The sequence below is a fragment of the Candidatus Neomarinimicrobiota bacterium genome (assembly GCA_022560655.1).
GTDB lineage: Bacteria > Fidelibacterota > Marinisomatia > SCGC-AAA003-L08 > TS1B11 > JADFSS01.
This window is the reverse complement of sequence record JADFSS010000008.1, coordinates 11,322-30,228: the sequence shown is the minus strand read 5'-3', so window position 1 is coordinate 30,228 and position 18,907 is coordinate 11,322. Positions and strand designations below refer to the sequence as shown.

The following is an 18,907-nucleotide window of genomic DNA, read 5'->3' as shown; positions in this document are numbered from 1 at the left end:
CGGGGAAGCCGGTTTCCTCCGCCTAAAGGATATACCGGCTCAGATCCCGGTCCTGGGCGATGCTGGCCACCCGCTCCTGTACGAGCGCTTTCGTAATGACCAGGGCGGTCTGCTTATTTTCCGGCTGCTCGAACAGGATGTCCTCCAGCAGCGTGGTGAGGATGGTATGCAGCCGGCGAGCGCCGATGTTCTCGGTATTCATGTTCACGTCGTAGGCGACCCTGGCTATTTCGTGGATGGCCGCCTTCTCAAAGGTCAGCTTCAAACCCTCGGTTTCAAGCAGCGCAACATACTGCTTAATAAGTGCATTCCGGGGGTGGGTGAGAATCTTCACGAAGTCCTTTTGGGTGAGATCGTCCATTTCCACGCGGATGGGGAAGCGCCCCTGCAGCTCGGGAATCAGATCGGACGGCTTGGCCGAGTGAAAAGCACCGGCGGCGATGAACAGCACGTGATCGGTGCGCACCACGCCGTACTTGGTCACCACGTTGCTGCCCTCCACGATGGGCAGGATGTCGCGCTGGACCCCTTCCCGGGAGACATCTGGGCCGACGGTACTGCCGTCCCCACTGGCAATTTTGTCCAGCTCGTCGATGAAGACGATGCCCATCTGCTCAACGCGCTGAAGCGCCTCACGGATCACCTCATCCATGTCGATCAGCTTGCCGGCCTCTTCAGCAGCCAAAATCTTACGCCCCTCGGCCACCGTGGTTTTCTGGCTGCGCCGTTTCTTGGGCATGATGTTGCCCAGCATTTCCTGCAGGTTCAGGGTTACGTCGTCCATCCCAAAGGGGCCCATCACCTGGAGCATGGGGGTCTGCTCGGTTTGGGTAGTGATTTCAACCAGGCGCTGCTCGAACTCTCCCGCCGCCAGCCGCCTGCGCAGTTTTTCACGGGTGCGCTCGTGGCGGGCGCGCTCTTCCTCGGCAGGACCGCTGTTGCCGTCAGTGGCTTGTGCGCCTAACTGGCCGTCGCCAATTGGAAACAGTATCTCCAGCAGGCGCTCGTTTGCCATGACCAGCGCCCTGTCCTTCAGGTCGGCCTCCTTTTCGTGTCGCACCATGCTCACCGACACCTCCGTCAGATCCCGTACGATGCTCTCCACGTCCCGGCCAACATAACCCACCTCAGTGAATTTTGAGGCCTCCACCTTGACGAAGGGGGCGTTGGCCAGCATGGCCAGCCGCCGGGCGATTTCGGTCTTGCCCACGCCCGTAGAGCCGATCAGGATGATGTTGTTGGGCATGATCTCTTCGCGCAGATGATCCGGAACCTGTAGGCGCCGCCAGCGGTTGCGCATGGCGATGGCGACCGACTTCTTGGCGGCATCCTGACCGACGATATAACGGTCAAGTTCCCTGACGATCTGGCGCGGCGTGAGCTCTTTCATCACAGCTCGAGGATGGTAATATAATCGTTGGAGTAGATGCAGATATCGGCGGTGATCTCCAGGGCCTTCTGGACCACCACGCGGGGATTTTTCTCGCCGGACATGATGAGCGCCCGTGCCGCCGCCAGGGCATAACCACTGCCCGACCCGATGCTGATCAACTGGTCCTCAGGATCAATCACGTCCCCCGAGCCCGATAGAATGTAGCTGTGCCGCGTGTCCATCAGCGCCAGAAAGGCGTCCAGCTCCCGCAGGTATTTATCGGTCCGCCACTCTTTGGCCAGCTCCACGGCGGCCCGCTGCAGGTTCTGGCTGTACTCCTCCAGCTTGCCCTCAAATTTTTCGAACAGGGTCAGGGCATCGGCCACGGCGCCGGCAAAACCCCCTAACACTTTGTCACCGGGAAAGACCCGCACCTTTACGGCCCGGCTCTTAAGCTGCATCTCGCCCATGGTCACCTGGCCATCGCCGCCCATGGCCACCTTCCGCCCCAAGCGGACGCCCAGGATGGTGGTGGAGCGGATGGGGGTTTGGTTCATTTTAATAACGCCTGTTTTGATTGTATGTCCGCCTCAAAAACAACTGCTTCGTCGCAAATCGGATCCATTCCTTCGCGCCATTTTGCCTGTCTTTCCCATGCGGCCTCGATCTTATCGAATGCTTCGACTTCTATTGCCATTCCACGCCACACATTCACAACAATCCAAACTTTTTCCGCTTCGTCTCCGTCCATGTGCCTCTCTCCTCAGTCATAGACGATTAAGCCGATTATTCCAGCCATACACATCGGCATATTCTAGGAACGTACAGACCTCATTCAAGCCGCTTGTCCGAAATGTGGGCCGGTTTACCTGCCGTACAAAAAGTGCTCTGCGAGTGTCATTCGCAACAATACTATATCTAGGATGCTGCTGAGGAGTTGCGAGATGGATATCATTAAATCGCAAGAGTCCTGAATAGATTGGCGTGGAATGCTCCACTTCAAAAAGGGCTCTGAGTTCATTAGACCCTCGTTGAATCCAAAGAACATCTATTTCTTTTAATGTATTGCTGACTGGATCAAATCCAGTAGGGAGCGATTTGCGGCAATCGAATCGATCGGTGAGCGAATAATCAAGGCCACTACGATCACTTGGAGGAATCCAAATATCGAACTTCTTTGCAGCGCCGATTGCTCCGAGAAGGGTCTGGATTTGAGAATGGGAGAGCTCCGGTACCAATTCATTTGCTGATGAAGAGGCTAGTGTTTCAAGTGCACCCCAACCAAAATAGGCTTCAACATTAAATCTACCCTGCTTCGCGATGTACAGTTCAGTAGCATCACGATTAGGAAAGACTTGAACCTTATATTGTCCATCCGACGCAGCAGTAGCTATCTGAAATACCTCCTCAAACGCCGAGTAAGGAACCAAAAGAGGTTCAAACTGTCCCTCCCACAAAAAGCAAATATAGGACGGACGCCCTTCGAGCAAGAGTAAATCTTTTTCCCTTAGACCATAAAATGTCTTATTTATCTTGTGGAGAGCTGAATAGCGAACATACACTCGCGCCAACTCGTCGCCGATGTCGATGAGAGACCGACTGTCAGGAAGTCTTTTCAGGGGTCCAAAGCGATTCGCTAGCTCATGAATAAACCTAATTTTTATTTCGTTTCCCATTGTGCGGCGTCTAGCGCTACAGCTCCTTACGCAGCCGCGCAACGGGCAGTTTCAACTGCTCCCGGTACTTCGCCACCGTCCGCCGGGCCAGTGGGTAGCCTTGCTCGTTGAGGCGCTTCGCAAGGGATTCGTCGTTCAGCGGTTTCTGCTTCTCCTCGCCGTCAATAATCTTCTGCAGGGCAGCCTTGATGATGCGCGTGGACACCTCTTCGCCTTCATCGGTGGTCATGCCCTCGGAGAAAAAGTACTTCAACTCGAATATCTCGTGGGGCGTTTGGACATACTTGCCGTTGGTGACCCGGCTGATGGTGGAGATGTCCATGCCGATGTCATCGGCAATATCCCTCAAGACCATCGGCTTCAGGTGCCCGTGGCCCTTGCGGAAGAACTCCTCCTGCCGGGAAATGATGGCCGACATGACCCGCACCATGGTCTGTCTGCGCTGCATGACCGCCTGAATAAACCACCGCGCCGCTTCCACTTTCCGCCGCGCGAACTGACGGGTTTCCAAGTCGTACGCCTTCTTATTGGCGAGCATGTGCAAATAGGTGCTGCTGATGTTCAGCCCCGGCAGGGTGCTGTCATTCAGGGTCACCAGCCAGTCGCCCTCGTCATCCTCCACCAGGATGTCCGGCACAATGTACTCGCCCACCACCACGCTGTCGCCCATGCCCGGCTTCGGATTCAGGTGGGAGATCACGTCGATGGCTGCTTGCAGCTCCTCCTCAGTGCACGACTGGGACTGCATAATGCGGGTGTAGCGTCGGTTGGCAAAATCATCAAAGTGGCGCGTCACGATGGATACGGCCAGTTCCTGCCCCGGAAGCCTTTTATCAGCTTGCACCTCCAGCTGGGCCAGGAGGCACTCCCGCAAATCCAAGGCCCCCACACCGGCTGGATTCAGGTGTAATATGTGCTGCCGGACCTTTTCCACCATTTCCTCGCTTACGCCTACCCGGTCCGCTATCAGCAGCGGTTCAACGGTCAGATAGCCCTCACTATTGATGTTGCCCAGCAGCTCGTCGGTGATTTGCATCTCGATTTCGGCCAGACCCAGATCAACCAACTGCCGCGATAGTCGCTCCATAAACTCCTCGGTGGCCACCAATTGGACCTCGAAATCCTCCTTCGAGTGGTCCTCGTAGCGGGCCACATTATAGTCCTCAGGGCTGTTGAGCAGTTCCTCCCAATCGATTTCTTCTTCATCCTCGGAATTTTCTGCCACCTCATCATTTTCGGCGGGCAACTCTTGGTCCAGCAGCTCCAGTGCGGGGTTCTGCTCCAGCTCCGCCACGATCCGTTGCTCCAGCATGAGACCGTTCAACTGCAAAATACTTGACTGCAGAATCTGCTGGGGTGACAGATGTAGCGCTAGCCGTTGCGTCTGCTGGAGGTCAGGCACGCCCTTACACCTTCCGCTTCACCAAGCTGAAGTTTTGTCCCAGGTATAGCCGCCGCGTCTCCTCGTCGGCGGCCAACTCTTCCGCCGTACCCGATTTCATGAGAGCGCCCTCGTAGAGCAGATAGGCCCGGTCGGTGATGCTCAGGGTTTCCCGGACGTTGTGGTCAGTGATGAGCACACCGATACCCCGCTCCCGAAGCTGCAATACGATGCGCTGTATTTCTTCCACTGCGATGGGGTCAATCCCGGCAAACGGCTCGTCCAGCAGCATGAAGCTGGGCTCCGTTACCAGGCTGCGGGCGATTTCTGTGCGACGCCGTTCGCCCCCGGACAACGTCGCCGCGCTGCTCCCGCGGATATGATCAATATGGAGCTCGCTCAGCAACCTCTCCAGACGCTCACTCTGCTCATCGGCGCTCAGGTCGTTCACCTCCAAAACCAGGCGCAGGTTCTCCTCCACGGTCAGGCGAGCAAAAACCGACGGCTCCTGTGATAGATAGCCCAATCCACGCCGGGCGCGCAGGTACATGGGCATGGTCGTAATATCATCGTCGTCAAGACTGACCCTCCCTGCACTGGGACGGATCATCCCCGTCAGCAGGTAAAAGGTGGTGGTCTTGCCGGCGCCATTGGGTCCCAGCAGGCCTACAATTTCCCCCCGTCGCACCTCGATGGACACGTTGCGAACGACTTCCCGGTTGCCGTAGGTCTTGTACAGGCCGTGGCCCGACAGAACCTGCCACTCCCCGTTGGACTCAATTCTGGATGCCAAAGCCGCGCTCCACGACACCCCAGGGCCGATAGATTTTCCAATGGGTTAAGTCCACATCGGACTCGAACCCCACACCGTAAAGGGTGTCACTGTTATCGGTGGCGAACATGACCGAATCCTGGGTCGTCATCATCTCGTACTCATTGTCCCAACGCAGCGAGCGGGTCCGCAGCACCAGCCCGCTATCGGAACGGATGATTACATGGCCGAATGCGCTCATGGTGTTGGTCCGCGTATTCACATCCGCGCTGTCGGCCAGGAGCCGACTCACGTGCAACCCCTCGTCGTTGTAAAAATCGACCTGCACATTGCCGATGAGGTGGGCAATATCCGTGTTGTCATACTGGATCATCCGCTGCGAATTGGCCACCGTCATCAGGCGACCGTTTCGGGAGATGATAATGCTGCTCTCCCAGCTTTCATGATCGGGAAACATGTCCCGGGTGCTGCCCCGCTGCTGGATCACCGCACTGTCCCGGCAGCCACCCGAAACCAGCACCACTACCGGCAACCAGAGCCACAGGACGCCCGCCGAGCTCATCGGCGAATCCCCGATTTGAAAATGTCGTGAATATGGATCACCCCCACCGGCTGCCAGCTCTCCTCATCCTCCATGACGAACAGCGAGGTGATCTCAAAATCCTCCATGGTGGCCAGGGCGCTCACCGCCAGGTCGCGGCGCAAAATCCGCTTGGGCTCCCGGTTCATGACGGCTTCGGCCGGCAGGTCCAGCAGGTGATTACCCCCTTCCAGGCCCCTGCGCAGGTCGCCATCCGTAATGCAGCCCACCAGATGGCCGTCAGCATCCACCACGCCGGTGATCCCCAATCCCTTTTCACTGATGACAAAAATAGCCTGACGCATGACGGTATCGAGGCTGACCAGGGGAAGTTTCTCTGGGCCGTGCATCAGGGATTCCACGGTGGTGAGCAATTTTTTCCCCAGCGTGCCACCGGGGTGGTAAAGGGCAAAGTCTTCAGGTTTAAAATCCCGCAGCTCCAGCAGGGCCACGGCCAGGGCGTCGCCCATTGCCATCGCTGCGGCCGTACTGCTGGTGGGGGCCAGTTCAAGGGGTCCCGCCTCGCGCTCCACGCTGGCATCCAGCCAGACGTCCGCCTTGGTCGCAAGGGTGGAATCGGGCCGCCCCACGATGGCGACGATGGGGATGCCCAACACCTCTACCGTCGGCAGCATCCGCAGTATGTCCTCGGTTTCACCACTGTTGGAGACGATCAGCAGGAGGTCCGACACACCCAGCATTCCCAGATCGCCGTGCAGGCTTTCGCTGGGATGGATGTAGAGAGCTGGCGTGCCGGTACTTGTCAGGGTGGCCGCAATCTTGCGGGAAATCTGACCCGACTTGCCCATGCCGGTCACCACGACCCGTCCCTCGCACCGGTAGATGAGGTTCACGGCTTCCTCAAACATGGGCCCCAGCCGGTCGGCCAGGGCGCCCACCGCCGCCGCCTCCTGAAGGATAACGTCGCGCCCAATGGCCAACACGTCGCGCTTCGATTTCCTAGCCAATCCTCTTAGCCTCGTGTATTTGGGTCCGCAGCCCCGCCAGCACTTCATCATAACGACCCTGGTGCCTCAGGATCCATTCCACCACCTCCAGCACGACACCCTGCCCACCTGAGCGCTCGGTAATGTAATCCGCCGATGCCTTCACCAGTGGATGGGCATTGGGCACGCTGATAGCCACGCCCACCCGCTCCAGTACCGGCAGGTCAACCAGGCCATCCCCCACATAGGCCACCTCTCCGTCGCTGAAACCATATTTGTCCAGCAGCTCCTCCAGGGGCTGCAGTTTGTTCAGGTAGCCTTGGTAAACGTCCTTGATGCCTAGCTGTGCCGCACGCGCCGTGGTGGCCTCGGAATGACGCCCCGATATCAGGGCCAGGGTAAGGTTGGCCTGGCGGGCCAGGGCGCAGCCGACGCCGTCCTCCACGGTAAAGCGCTTCAGCTCCAGATTATTCGGTCCCAGGTAGATCGTGCTGTCAGTGAGGATACCGTCCACATCCAGGAAGAGGGCCTTCACCCGGCCGACACGCTCGCGCAGTCCGTCAGTTGCGATGGCGCACCTCCAGATAGGTATTGCGGAATGCGAGCAGATCCGTCACCAGGCTCTCGAAGCGATCGAACGGCCACTGCGTGGCGGCATCGCTCTGGGCATGGTCGGGATCGTCGTGCACTTCCATAAAAATGCCGTCACAACCCGCCGCCACCGCCGCCCGGGCCACCGTTGGGATAAATTCACGGAGTCCGCCGGTCTGGCCGTTCAGTGCTCCCGGTAGCTGCGCCGAATGCGTGGCATCGAATATGACCGGCACCCCCGCGCTCTGCATGATGGGTATCGCCCGCATGTCCGCCACCAGGTTCTGATAGCCAAAGCTGGCGCCGCGCTCAGTCACCGCGAAACTCTCGCATCCTCCGGCCTTCAGCTTCGCAACGACGTGCTCTATCTCCCACGGTGACAGAAACTGCCCCTTCTTCACATTCACCGTTAAGCCCGTCCGGGCGGCGGCCAACAGCATGTCGGTCTGCCGGCTGAGGAAGGCGGGAATCTGGATCACGTCAACGGAACCGATCAGCCGCTCAGGCTGATCTACTGCGTGCACATCGGTGAGCAGCGGCAGGCCCGTCTCATCCCGGATACGCCTGAAGATGGGCAAGGCCTGGTCCAGCCCCAGGCCCCGGTACGACTCACCCGATGTGCGATTGGCCTTGTCAAAGCTGGTCTTGAAGATCAGCGCCAGCCCCAGCCGGTCGCGGACCTCGGCCAGCAGCTGCGCCATATGCAGCACGTGCTCCTCCGACTCCATTACGCAGGGGCCGGCAATGATGGGGAAGGTACCCTCGCCGATGGTGGTGGGACCGAACCTCATGGCCCGTTGTGCAGCCGGTAGTCCACTGCCGCCTTGATGAACTCACGAAACAGCGGGTGCGCCCGTACCAACCGGCTCTTCAGCTCCGGGTGGAACTGCCCCGCCACGAACCAGGGGTGATCGGGCAGCTCGATAATTTCCACCAGGTCCAGCTCCGGGTTGACCCCGCTGAATATCATCCCGCCCGCTTCCAATCGCTGCCGGTAGGCGTTGTTCACCTCGAACCGATGCCGGTGCCGCTCGCTGATCCGCCGTCGACGGTAGGCGGCGTGGGTCCTGGTGCCCGGCTGCACATCGCAGGCATAAGCCCCCAGCCGCATCGTCCCGCCCTTGTTCTCCACACCCTGCTGGCTGTCCAGGAGCGCCACCACCGGATGGGGGGTAGCGGAATTGAACTCGGTGCTGTCAGCACCTTCCAGCTTGCAGACATCCCGGGCGAAGTCAATGACGGCGCACTGCAACCCCAGGCAGATGCCGAGAAACGGTACCTTATGTTCACGGGCATAGCGGGAAGTCATGACTTTTCCCTCGATGCCCCGGTCGCCGAATCCGCCGGGTATCAGCAGGCCATGCACATCCTTGAACGTGCTCAGCCGGCTGGGCTTCTTGTGCAGCCATTCAGTGTCCACCCACTTCACCTGCACCCGGGCATCGTTTTCCACGCCCGCATGGATAAAAGCCTCCAGAATACTCTTGTAGGCATCCGGCAGGGCGTTGTACTTCCCGCAAATGGCGATGGTCACTTCGTGCTTGGGCCGCTTGAAGCGGGCCATAAATTCCCGTAGGAAGGAGGACGATTCGTCAGCCACCTTCAGCCCCAGCTTCCAGGCCACTTCCCGGTCCAGGTTCTGCTCGTGAAGAACCAGCGGTATTTCGTAGATGCTGTCCACGTCCGGCGATTCAAATACATGCTCGGGCAGTACGTTGCAAAAGAGTGCGATTTTGGCACGGGTTTCGGTTGTGAGGTGATGGTCGTCCATGGTCCTGCAGACCACGATGTCGGGCTGCAGACCTATTTCTCTGAGGCGCTGCACGCTGTGCTGGGTGGGCTTGGTCTTCAGCTCCTGGCTCTTGCCGATGTAGGGCACCAGCGTCAGGTGCATGATCAGGTAGTTTTCCCGCCCCACTTCCAGACACAGCTGGCGGATAGCCTCCAGAAACGGCTGTCCCTCGATGTCGCCCACGGTGCCCCCCACTTCGCTGATGACCACGTCGTATTTCCGCCGCGGGTTCACCATGCCGATGCGCCGCTTGATCTCATCGGTAATGTGCGGGATGACCTGCACCGTTTGCCCCAGATAATCGCCCTTGCGTTCCCGGTTCAGCACCTCCCAGTACACCTGGCCCGTGGTCGTGTTGTTCAGCACTGACATGTCGATATCGATAAAGCGCTCGTAATGCCCCAGATCCAGGTCGGTCTCCGAACCGTCATCCAACACGAACACTTCGCCATGTTGATACGGATTCATCGTACCGGGGTCCACGTTCAGATAGGGGTCGAGCTTTTGAATCGTGACCTTCACGCCCCGCGACTTGAGCAGGTAACCCAGAGAGGCCGACAGGATGCCCTTGCCCAGCCCGGATATGACCCCGCCCAGGACAAATATATGTTTGACCGGCGGCCGCTCTTTAGCCATGCCACTCAGCCAGGATTTCGTCCAGGTCCGCAGGTGTATCAATGCTCTTGCCGGCCACCTCCAGCGTTACCAGGCCGATGGCAGTGCCCAATTCCAGCGCCCGCAGCTGCTCCAGGTGCAACTCCCGCTCGCCGGGACTCGTGGGTTGGGCGGCAAACTGTTGCAGGAACTCGCTGCGGTAGGCATACAGACCCACGTGCCGGAGCAGTTCCCCCGTGGGCAACGGCGACGGCAGCTCCCGGAAGAACGCCACGGCCAGCCCCCCCCTGCCCACCACCTTTACCACGTTGGGATCGGCCTCGTCCTCGGGGGCCATGAGCGTCGAACCCACCGTCCCCATGAGCAGCTCCGGGTGGGCCTGCATGTGGCCCACCAATGCATCCACCGTAGCGGGGTCCAGCTGCGGCTCGTCCCCTTGGATGTTGACGATGAGTTCGGCAGAGACCTGGCGCGCGGCCTCGGCCACTCGATCCGTCCCGCTCTGGTGTTCGGCACCGGTGAGCACGACCCGGTCCCCCAGCCGCGCGCAGGTCTCCGCTACCAGCGGCGAATCGGTTGCGATGATCACCTCATCCAGTAATGCGCTCCGGCTGGCCCGCTCATACACGTGGTGCACCATGGGGACACCGTGAATGGGGACCAGAACTTTACCCGGGAACCGGGTGGAGGCGTAGCGGGCAGGGATAATGCCGGCGACGCTCATGGGCCGGACTTGATGATCCGGGGAACCAGGAAGAACTCGCCGTCGGTGGCTCGTTTCTCAGGGGCGCCCTCCTCCGTCCGCGGAGCATTGGCCAGCACCTTGTCCCGCTCCAGAGACGGCGCCGGCCGGTCGGGCCGGGAAACGTTCGTTAAATCCAGGACGTTGGACAGCGGTTCAACGCCTGCCAGGTCAACCTGCTCCAGCGATTGGGCGTGCGCCAGAATGGCGTTGATCTGCTTCGTATAGGTGTCCAGCTGCGCAACGTCAAGTCGCAGTTTCGCCAGTTGCGCGATCTTTTGGATTTCTTGCGGTGAAACGGTCTGTTTAGCGGACATTTGTCGACGGGGTACAAGAATCGTGCCACGCCAAGTTACAAGGGGCCATGAGGGAATACAAGGAGATTGGGGCACCCCCCGGTCCCGCCGAAAGCTGCCCGATTTACTCGTACCGCAGGGCCTCGATGGGGTCCAGCTTGGAGGCTTTGTTGGCCGGAAACAGGCCGAAAAAGATACCGATAACGGAGCAGTAGCCCACGGCAGCCACCATGGCCCAAAGCGGTACGCGCACCGCCATGTGCAGCACGGGCGAAAGACCCGCCGCGGTGAGCACAGCAAGCACAATGCCCACGGCGGCCCCCAACTCCGACAACAGCACCGCCTCGATGAGGAACTGCACCCGTATGTCACGCCGCGTGGCCCCCACAGCCTTGCGGGTGCCGATCTCGCGCGTCCGCTCCATCACCGATACCAGCATGATATTCATGATTCCGATGCCCGCCACCAGCAATGAGATAGCGGCGATGCCAATCGCGGCGATGCGGATATAGCCGGTGAAGGTCATCATGGTGCCCATGAGCGATTCGGCGGTGATCAATTCGAAATCGTTCTCCTCACCCAGGGGAACCTTGCGCCTCACCCGCAGCAGGGCCACGACCTCGTCGGCGGCTTGATCCACGCTCTGGGCATCCCAGGCCCGGACGATGAGCGCGGTGGTGCTCATGCCCCGCTGTGATGAGGTGAATACCTTCTGGTAGGCGGTAATGGGAATGATCACAATCTCATCGGGCGACTCGCCAAAAGTAACTGAGGCCTGGTCCAGCACCCCCGCCACCACGAAGCCCTGGTTGCCCACCAGAATGCGCTGGTCAACCGGGTCCCGATAAGGGAACAGTTCCGCCGCCACGTCGCGCCCGAGAACCGCCACCTGCCGCGAATGCGTCACATCATCGTCGGTAATGAAGCGGCCGCTGGCCAGGTCCACCGATTCCGTGGTCAGGTATTCAGCCATGGTGCCGATAACGCGCACGTCGGGTGCCGTTTTCTTGTCCTTGTATTTGATCGTCTGGATCCGCCGCTCGATCACCGCAGTGGCCGCCTGAACGCTGGGGCTGGTGGCCTGCAGGTACAGGGCGTCCTCGTAGCTGAAATCCTTGCGCCGGGCGTATCGCCACCAACGCTGCCCCACCATCACGGCCGGGAATTTCTGAATCACGAACGACTCCGACCCCAGCCCGCTGAGCTGCTCCTGCATGGCGTTGTCGAAGCCCTTGACCACCCCCTGCATGCTGGTAATGGCCCACACGCCGATCACGACGCCCAGCAGGGTCAGGCTCGAACGCAGCTTGTTGCTCACAATGGCTCGCAAGGCAATCTGGATAAACTCGAGCATTATTCGTACCGCAGCGCCTCAATGGGGTCCAGGCGGGCGGCCTTGTTGGCCGGCCACAGCCCGAACACCAGCCCCGTCACAAAGACGACGCCCACACCCAGCGCGCCCCACGTGGGGGGAATCCGGGCCGCCAGCGGAGTCGCCCGGTCAATGAACATGGCCGTCCCGGAGGCCAGCAGGAAACCCACCACCACCCCCACGGCCGATACCGTCATGCTTTCCACCAGAAATTGCCACCGGATGGTGCTGCGCCGGGCGCCCAGGCTTTTGCGCAAACCGATCTCCATCGTGCGTTCGGTTACGGTCACCAGCATGATATTCATCACCCCCACCCCGCCCACAATCAGCGCGATGCTGCCGATGCCGATGGCCACCATCCAGAGTATCCGCGTGGCGTTATCGTACAGGTCCTGCAGGGTGCTCTGTTGGTTGATGGCGAAGTCATTGGGCTGGCCGGGCCGCAGCTGACGGTAGCGCCGCATGATCCCTTCCACCTCCTCCTTGGCCTCATCCACCAGTGCCGGGTCGGACGCCTTCAGGGCAATGGAGATGTTGCGCCAGCGGCGCCCAAACATTTTGAGCAGGGTCTCGGCCGGGATGTAGATCATGTTGTCGAGGTTGCGCCCCAGCATTTGGCCCCGCTTCTCCAGCACCCCGATGACCAGGAATCGCCGGCCGTTGAGGCTCACTTTCTTGCCCACGGGGTTCTCGTTGGGGAACAGGTTCTCCCGCACCGCCGCTCCGATCACGGCGACGGCTTTCTTGTGCCGTGTGTCCACCCGCGATATGAAGCGCCCCTCCACCACCTCATCGCCGGAGATCACCGCCATGTCTTCGTGCACCCCGAGGGCGGCCACCGATTCAAGACTCCGCCCCTTGTATTTCACGGTCGCACGCTGAAATATCCGCGGGCTGGCGTGGCTCACGTACTCGGCGCGGGCGGCGATGTATTCCACCGCATCCAGGTCCAGGTTGCGGCGCTGGCGCGCGAGGATCCAGGCATCCCGTCCCTGAAACCAGGCCCGCTTGTCCACGTAGAGCACGTCCGAGCCCAGGGCCGATATCTGATTGGCAAACGACGAATTGAGCCCCTCGATGATGGCCATCACGACGCCCACCGTGAAGATGCCGATGGCGATGCCCAGCGTGGTGAGCAGGGTCCGGAATTTGTGCGCCCACAGCGCCGACCCCGCTACCCGCAGGATTTCGATCATGCCGGCACCGTCTGGCCGTTCACGGTGCGTTCATCCAGGGCCACCTCACCGTCCAGAATGTGAATCACCCGGTGCGCCCGGGCGGCAATATGTGATTCGTGGGTGACCAGAATGATCGTGTTGCCCTGGCGCTGCAGGCCGTCCAGCAGGTCCATAATCTCCTCGCCCGTGGTGGAGTCCAGGTTGCCGGTCGGTTCGTCCGCCAGAATAATGGCCGGGTTGGTCACCAGGGCGCGGGCGATGGCAACCCGCTGCCGCTGGCCTCCGCTGAGCTCACTGGGTTTGTGGTCCGCACGGTCTGAGAGTCCCACCAGCTCCAGCGCTTCAGCTGCGCGCTCCAGGCGTGCTCGCCTGGGCATACCGGCGTAGATCAGCGGCAGCTCCACGTTGCGCAGGGCCGAGGTGCGCGGCAGGAGGTTGAAGGTCTGGAAGACGAAGCCAATCTTCCGGTTGCGAATTTGCGCCAGTTGATTGTCATCCATCCGCTCAATCTTGTCGCCCGCTATATCACAGACCACTTCGCCCTCAAACTCATAGCGGCCGGCCGTGGGCGTGTCCAGGCAGCCGATAATATTCATCAGGGTCGACTTGCCCGAGCCGGAGGGCCCCATGATCGAGATGTATTCACTGGCCGCGATGTTGAGGGTGATGCCTCGCAGGGCATGCACCTGCTCCTTGCCCATGCTGTAAATCTTGGTGACCCCCTCCAGGACGATGAAGCCCTTCCGGCCGTTAGGCGGCAATTGGCCCGGCGGCAGCGCACTCATCGCGGTCTGCGCCGTGGGGAGCGGCTCTCCTTGCGGGTAATCTGGCTCCCCGCGCGCAGCTCTTTGCTCACCGCGCGATAATTACCCACTACAATCTCTTCCCCCTCGGACAGCCCCGTCAGAATCTCGTAATGCGTGTCGGATGAAATGCCCAGTTTGACCTGCCGCTGCTCCACGATTTCGATCTCGGGCTTGCCCAACAGTCTCCTCAGGAAGCCCCCGGCGGTTCCAGTCGAATCCTTCACCACCACGAAGACCACTTCCACCGGCTCGGGCCGCTCGAACCCAAAACCCCGGTCGCCACGCCCGGGCGGCCCGCCCCCTGGCCGGCCCTGTTCGCCGCCGCGCCGTCCGCGCCTTCGCCCCCGGCCGGGAGGACCGTTGGAACTCTGCCGCCCACCGATGCCGTCGCCGTTGGCCAACTCCCCCGGAGGGGGTATCTCCGGCACACGGGCCGTCAGCGCCTGGATGGGCACCGCCACCACCGCTTCGTGCAGGGCGGTCGTGATCGTGGCCGTCGCCGACATACCGGGCCGAATGCGTGGATCTATCATGCGGGACTCGCCGGCCACGTCCAGGGTCACCACGACCTCGAAACTGGTGGCCTGCTCCTGTGTGCCTTGCCCCTGCACCACCGCGCTGTGGGCAATCTTGGAAACCCGGCCCAGGAATACGGTGTCCTGAATGGCGTCCAGTTCGATCTGCACCAGGTCAAGGATCTCGATATCCACCACGTCGGTTTCATCCACTTCCACCACCACCTCCATGGAAGAGAGGTCGGAAATAATCAGCAGGACGTCCGCCTGAAAAGTGGAGCCCAGGGCCATCTCGCCTAGCTCCTTGTTGAGCTTGGTGACCACGCCGCCCTCCGGCGCGAGCAATACTGTTTTGTCCAGGTCGTCACGGGCCTGCTGCAGGGTCGCCGTGGCCTGGTCTACCAGGCTCAGAGACGACTCCAATGAGGCCTCCAGCGCTTCCATCTCCTGCAGGCTGATCAGCTGTTTCTCGTAGAGCTGTCGCCCCCGTTCCCGCTCTGCGGTAATTTTCCTCAGTCCCGCTCGCGCCGACCGCAAGCCGGACTTGGCTCGGCTATGCGCCGCCTCATACCGCAGCCGGTCCAGCACCACCAGGGTGTCCCCCGCCTGAACGTCATCGCCCTCGTCAATGCGCAGCTCCATGATCTGTGCGCTCACCGTCGATGAAATCTCCGTTTCGAAGACCGGCCGGATTTTCCCGGCAGCCGTCACCGTCTGCACCACACGCTGGCTGCGGACCTCGCCAACCTGCACCGCCACGGGGCTGCGCTGGCGGGGCTCGTCGCCCAGCTCACCCTCATTGTCGCCACTGCCCTTCAGCAGTAGAATCAGCAGCAGGGCAACCACCGCCGATCCGATCAGCGCCTGCTTGCGGTTGATTTTCCTGAAGCTGAAATTCTTCAGGCTGATCGTCCTAGAGCCGATTTTCATCTATCCTCACCGGTGGGAGACGCCCATGAGCGCCTGCAGCTGTGCCTCCGCGATTTTGATATCGTAAGTCGTGCGTACCAGCGTGCTGCGGGCAGTGATGAGCGAAACCTGGGCGTCCAGCAGGTTCAAAATGGAGATGGCCCCCAGATTGTACTGCACCTCGGCCAGCCGCACGTCCGCCTCCGCAGAGGCCAGTACCTCCTGGTTGATCGGATAGATATTATGCAACGATTTTAGGCTGGAAAAGGTATTCTCCAGCTGCCGCTTCAGCTCTCGCTCCTGCGCCTCCAGGCGCTCCTCCTCCGCCAGGGCCAGATATCTCAAGCGACTGTACTGCGACGAGTTCCGCAGCCCGGTAAACAACGGCAGCGATACGCTTAGCCGTGCGGCTGTGCTTCTGATGTCCTGGGGAAAAGTGAAAACTTCACCCGCCACGGCACTACTGGCGTTGAGGGTATAGCTCACGCTCAGTGATGGCAGCAGCAGCCCCCGCTGTTGCTTGGCGCTGAGCCAGCTGCTTTCAACGGCCAGGCGGCTCCTCTCAAGGGTTGGGTTGTCCCTCAGCAGTAACGTCAGGGCCGCCTCCCGGTCCGGCAGCGGCTCGAGCGAAACGCTCTCCTGCACCAGGTTTAGGGCCCTCGAGGGCTCCTGCCCCAGGGTTACATTCACGCTGGTGCGGGCCGTGGCCAATGCTTGCATCGCCCGGTGCAGGTCGGCCGCCCGCTGCCCCGTGCTGACCCTGGCTTTGAGCAGGTCGGTCTGCTTGACTGCCTGCAGCCGGTAGCGCTCCTCCACCAGCTCCAACTGCTTCCGGCTCAGGGCCAGCGCCTCTTCCGACACCCCCAGCAACTTCAGGCGGGACAGGTAGTTGTAATAGGCCTGCTTAATGGCCAGCACCCCCTGCTGCCGGGCCTCGGTCAGGGTCCATTCTGCGCTGGCCTGGGCGTTCGCCCCGCTGGCGGCGCGATACCATGCCGCGGCACCGTCAAAAAGGGTTTGCGACAGGATCAGTTGGTTGCCAAAAGGCTGCGGCTCCACATTGCTGCCGGTGAGCGGGTCAATGAAAGCCTGCCCCGGGTCAAGGTCCTGTTGGTAGGTCAGCCTCAGTGAGGGCGCCAACCCGGAGTAGGATCCCCTGCGGTCAGCCTTCGCCGCGCTCAGGTTCCGCTGCGCAATGCGTATGCCGCTGCTGTTATCCAGCCCCAGATCAATGAGTTGTTCAAGGGTGAGGCCGGGCATCCCCTGGGCAGTCAGCCAGCCGCCTCCCAGCGTGATGAACAGGCCCAGCTGTCTAGATAACTTCATGGTGCACCTTGTAGATTACTGCATTCAATGCCAGGGCGGACGCTTGGATCCTCCGCCAACCGCTGCTCGTCATGGCAGCCGGCCACCCAGATAGACGGCCTTGGCGCCGGGAAAGTTGCCTGTGATCTTCGCCCAGCTGCCCCGCTGAGACAAGCACGCAACAACCTGACTCGGCGCCACAAAATTATGATCGCCCCGAGAGGCCATAGGTTAGGATACGGGCAGGTTTTTGCGGTAGGCGAAGAAGGTTAGGCCGAATAGCCCTCCCGCCACCAACACCGAGACCAACGTCCGCAGGCTGAAAACATACTCGGAGAATGAACCAAACAGAACCACGGGCTCCCCGGCCGCCAGATCTTGTGGGTGCCCGCCCTGCCACTGGTCAACGAGGACATCGCCCAGCACGCTGAAGTTCGCGGTCAGCTCCCGCAACAGCGCGTTGTCGCCCACCAGGAAGCGCCACAGCAACCCCAGCAGCAACGGCACGCCCACACCCACCAGCACCGGGCGGCTGCGGGTTACCGTCGAAACCAGCAGGAAGTAGGCCGCCACGGGCAACAGCCAGGCCAGCTGCAGAATGTGAAACACGGCCCAATCCAAAATGAGGTCCCCAATGTTCACCTGGGAGGGCGAAAATCCAAATTTTGCCATCATTTGGGCCGAACCCGATGGAAACGTCAGGTGGCCCTCCAGCACCCAAAACACACCCAGCAGGTACGACAGAGCCAGTATGCCCACCGTCCCCATCAGCAGCTTGGATGAGAGCAGCGCCACGTCGCCAACGGGCATGCCCCGGTGGAAGAAGGTGCTGCCGTCACTCCGTTCTTTGTACACCGCATCGCTCAGGTAGTAGAGGCCTACCACCAGCAGGATCAGGTTGATGAAGGAGACCCCCGTCCGGAGCATGTGGGCCCACCCGAACAGCAGGATCTGGGCTTGGCTGACCCCAATCACGTTCCCTGGCTCGAACCAACTGAAGTCGATGTCGATCCCCCCCTCATCAAGTTCCTCCTGCAACTCCTCCTGCCAGGCTTCGTTATCCCGTCCCGAGATCAGCCGGTCACCCCCCTCGCGGAGTGCCACTGCCGCTCCGATCAGCCCGATCACATACAGCACCAGTACGATGGCAATGACCGTGCGCCACTCCCGCCATTCCCGCTGCAAAAGGGCCCGGTACGCGCTCATGCTACACCCCCCATCAGGGCCACGAAGACGTCGGCCACCGAGGGCACCTGCACCTCACCCAGCGGCTCCAGCGTGGCGCGGTCGACGTCGCGCAGCAGAAAGACCTTGCGACCGAACAGCTCTGATTCGGTGAGCGGGCCGAGCCGGCGAACCTCATCGGCCTTCTCGGCAGAAACAGTCAGCTGCGCGAAGGTCTCTTTCAAGTCGTCCATGCTGGTGTACAGGATGATCCTGCCCTTGTCGAGGAAAATGACATCGCTCAGGATATGCTCCACCTCCTCCACCTGGTGTGTGGAAATAAGGATGGTTTTGTCTCCGTCGAAGTAGTCTTGCAGCACCGATGAATACAGCCGCTTGCGAAACAGGATGTCAAGGCCGTGGCTGGGTTCATCGAGTAACAGCAGCCGCGTCTCGGTGGCCAGGACCAGCGCCAGATGCAGCTGGGTCTTCATCCCCTTGGAAAGCTGCATCACCTTCTTCTTCATGGTGATATCGGTGGTGGCCAGCAGCACATTGCAGCGCGCCCGGCTGAAGTTCGGGTGCACCCGATCAACATAATCCAGCACATGCCGCACCTGCATCCACGGCGGCAGCACGGCCACATCGTGGATGACCCCCGTCATGGCCATCAAGGCTTTGCGCTGGGTTCTGGGCTCCAGCCCCAGCACGCGGATTTCCCCTTCATAGTCCATGCCTCCGCCGAGGGCCCGCAGCAGGGTGGTCTTGCCCGCGCCGTTGGGCCCTACCAGACCGACAATCCGGCCAGCAGGAATATCCAGGCTGACGTTCTGCAACGCCTGGGTGGAGCCAAACGACTTGCTTAAGTCTGCAATGTGAATAAGGGCATCCATG

20 protein-coding genes are annotated in these 18,907 nt (G+C 60.8%); all 20 read right to left on the bottom strand.

All coding sequences use genetic code 11. From position 1 onward, the window contains the following. Positions 1-22: 22 nt before the first annotated feature. The 20 genes from hslU to IH971_02470 all read right to left on the bottom strand — a co-directional run bounded on the left by hslU (position 23) and on the right by IH971_02470 (position 18,906). Complete coding sequence (gene hslU / locus IH971_02565) at positions 23-1,390, bottom strand: ATP-dependent protease ATPase subunit HslU (GenBank protein ID MCH7496717.1); 1,368 nt, start codon at positions 1,388-1,390, stop codon at positions 23-25. After that, positions 1,390-1,929, bottom strand: a complete 540-nt coding sequence (hslV, locus tag IH971_02560; GenBank protein ID MCH7496716.1) for an ATP-dependent protease subunit HslV — start codon at positions 1,927-1,929, stop codon at positions 1,390-1,392. The genes hslU and hslV overlap by 1 nt, the downstream gene beginning before the upstream one ends. Then, the gene (locus IH971_02555) at positions 1,926-2,123 is read right to left on the bottom strand and encodes a hypothetical protein (GenBank protein MCH7496715.1); all 198 of its coding nucleotides are present in this window, start codon (positions 2,121-2,123) and stop codon (positions 1,926-1,928) included. The genes hslV and IH971_02555 overlap by 4 nt, the downstream gene beginning before the upstream one ends. Before the next feature lie 16 nt (positions 2,124-2,139). Next, positions 2,140-3,048: a hypothetical protein gene (locus IH971_02550; GenBank protein ID MCH7496714.1), complete on the bottom strand. Its 909-nt coding sequence runs from the start codon at positions 3,046-3,048 to the stop codon at positions 2,140-2,142. Between the two features lie 16 nt (positions 3,049-3,064). Continuing rightward, the gene (gene rpoN, locus IH971_02545) at positions 3,065-4,450 is read right to left on the bottom strand and encodes an RNA polymerase factor sigma-54 (GenBank protein ID MCH7496713.1); all 1,386 of its coding nucleotides are present in this window, start codon (positions 4,448-4,450) and stop codon (positions 3,065-3,067) included. A gap of 4 nt (positions 4,451-4,454) precedes the next feature. Further along, positions 4,455-5,183 (bottom strand): LPS export ABC transporter ATP-binding protein, encoded by a 729-nt coding sequence (gene lptB / locus IH971_02540; protein ID MCH7496712.1) that lies wholly within the window; start codon positions 5,181-5,183, stop codon positions 4,455-4,457. Positions 5,184-5,205: 22 nt separating this feature from the next. Next, the gene (gene lptC, locus IH971_02535; protein ID MCH7496711.1) at positions 5,206-5,763 is read right to left on the bottom strand and encodes an LPS export ABC transporter periplasmic protein LptC; all 558 of its coding nucleotides are present in this window, start codon (positions 5,761-5,763) and stop codon (positions 5,206-5,208) included. Further along, the gene (locus IH971_02530; protein MCH7496710.1) at positions 5,760-6,797 is read right to left on the bottom strand and encodes a KpsF/GutQ family sugar-phosphate isomerase; all 1,038 of its coding nucleotides are present in this window, start codon (positions 6,795-6,797) and stop codon (positions 5,760-5,762) included. Before IH971_02530 ends, lptC begins: the two co-directional genes overlap by 4 nt. Beyond that, positions 6,742-7,263 carry an HAD-IIIA family hydrolase gene (locus IH971_02525; protein ID MCH7496709.1) on the bottom strand — a complete coding sequence of 174 codons (522 nt, stop codon included), beginning with the start codon at positions 7,261-7,263 and terminating at the stop codon, positions 6,742-6,744. The genes IH971_02530 and IH971_02525 overlap by 56 nt, the downstream gene beginning before the upstream one ends. 25 nt (positions 7,264-7,288) lie before the next feature. Next, positions 7,289-8,110 carry a 3-deoxy-8-phosphooctulonate synthase gene (gene kdsA, locus IH971_02520; GenBank protein MCH7496708.1) on the bottom strand — a complete coding sequence of 274 codons (822 nt, stop codon included), beginning with the start codon at positions 8,108-8,110 and terminating at the stop codon, positions 7,289-7,291. Then, positions 8,107-9,747 carry a CTP synthase gene (locus tag IH971_02515; GenBank protein MCH7496707.1) on the bottom strand — a complete coding sequence of 547 codons (1,641 nt, stop codon included), beginning with the start codon at positions 9,745-9,747 and terminating at the stop codon, positions 8,107-8,109. Before IH971_02515 ends, kdsA begins: the two co-directional genes overlap by 4 nt. After that, the gene (gene kdsB / locus IH971_02510; protein ID MCH7496706.1) at positions 9,740-10,450 is read right to left on the bottom strand and encodes a 3-deoxy-manno-octulosonate cytidylyltransferase; all 711 of its coding nucleotides are present in this window, start codon (positions 10,448-10,450) and stop codon (positions 9,740-9,742) included. The genes IH971_02515 and kdsB overlap by 8 nt, the downstream gene beginning before the upstream one ends. Then, the gene (gene gatC, locus IH971_02505; GenBank protein ID MCH7496705.1) at positions 10,447-10,785 is read right to left on the bottom strand and encodes an Asp-tRNA(Asn)/Glu-tRNA(Gln) amidotransferase subunit GatC; all 339 of its coding nucleotides are present in this window, start codon (positions 10,783-10,785) and stop codon (positions 10,447-10,449) included. Before gatC ends, kdsB begins: the two co-directional genes overlap by 4 nt. A 103-nt stretch (positions 10,786-10,888) precedes the next feature. After that, the gene (locus IH971_02500) at positions 10,889-12,118 is read right to left on the bottom strand and encodes an ABC transporter permease (protein MCH7496704.1); all 1,230 of its coding nucleotides are present in this window, start codon (positions 12,116-12,118) and stop codon (positions 10,889-10,891) included. After that, on the bottom strand, positions 12,118-13,332 hold the full coding sequence (locus tag IH971_02495; GenBank protein MCH7496703.1) for an ABC transporter permease: 1,215 nt from the start codon (positions 13,330-13,332) through the stop codon (positions 12,118-12,120). The genes IH971_02500 and IH971_02495 overlap by 1 nt, the downstream gene beginning before the upstream one ends. Next, positions 13,329-14,099, bottom strand: coding sequence for an ABC transporter ATP-binding protein (locus tag IH971_02490; protein ID MCH7496702.1), 771 nt, complete (start codon positions 14,097-14,099; stop codon positions 13,329-13,331). The genes IH971_02495 and IH971_02490 overlap by 4 nt, the downstream gene beginning before the upstream one ends. Beyond that, a complete protein-coding gene (locus tag IH971_02485) occupies positions 14,096-15,565 on the bottom strand; it encodes an efflux RND transporter periplasmic adaptor subunit (GenBank protein MCH7496701.1) in 1,470 nt (489 codons plus the stop codon). The genes IH971_02490 and IH971_02485 overlap by 4 nt, the downstream gene beginning before the upstream one ends. Before the next feature lie 6 nt (positions 15,566-15,571). Beyond that, a complete protein-coding gene (locus IH971_02480; GenBank protein MCH7496700.1) occupies positions 15,572-16,870 on the bottom strand; it encodes a TolC family protein in 1,299 nt (432 codons plus the stop codon). Positions 16,871-17,080: 210 nt separating this feature from the next. Next, positions 17,081-18,055, bottom strand: a complete 975-nt coding sequence (locus tag IH971_02475) for a hypothetical protein (GenBank protein MCH7496699.1) — start codon at positions 18,053-18,055, stop codon at positions 17,081-17,083. After that, on the bottom strand, positions 18,052-18,906 hold the full coding sequence (locus tag IH971_02470) for an ABC transporter ATP-binding protein (protein ID MCH7496698.1): 855 nt from the start codon (positions 18,904-18,906) through the stop codon (positions 18,052-18,054). The genes IH971_02475 and IH971_02470 overlap by 4 nt, the downstream gene beginning before the upstream one ends. Position 18,907: the final 1 nt, after the last annotated feature.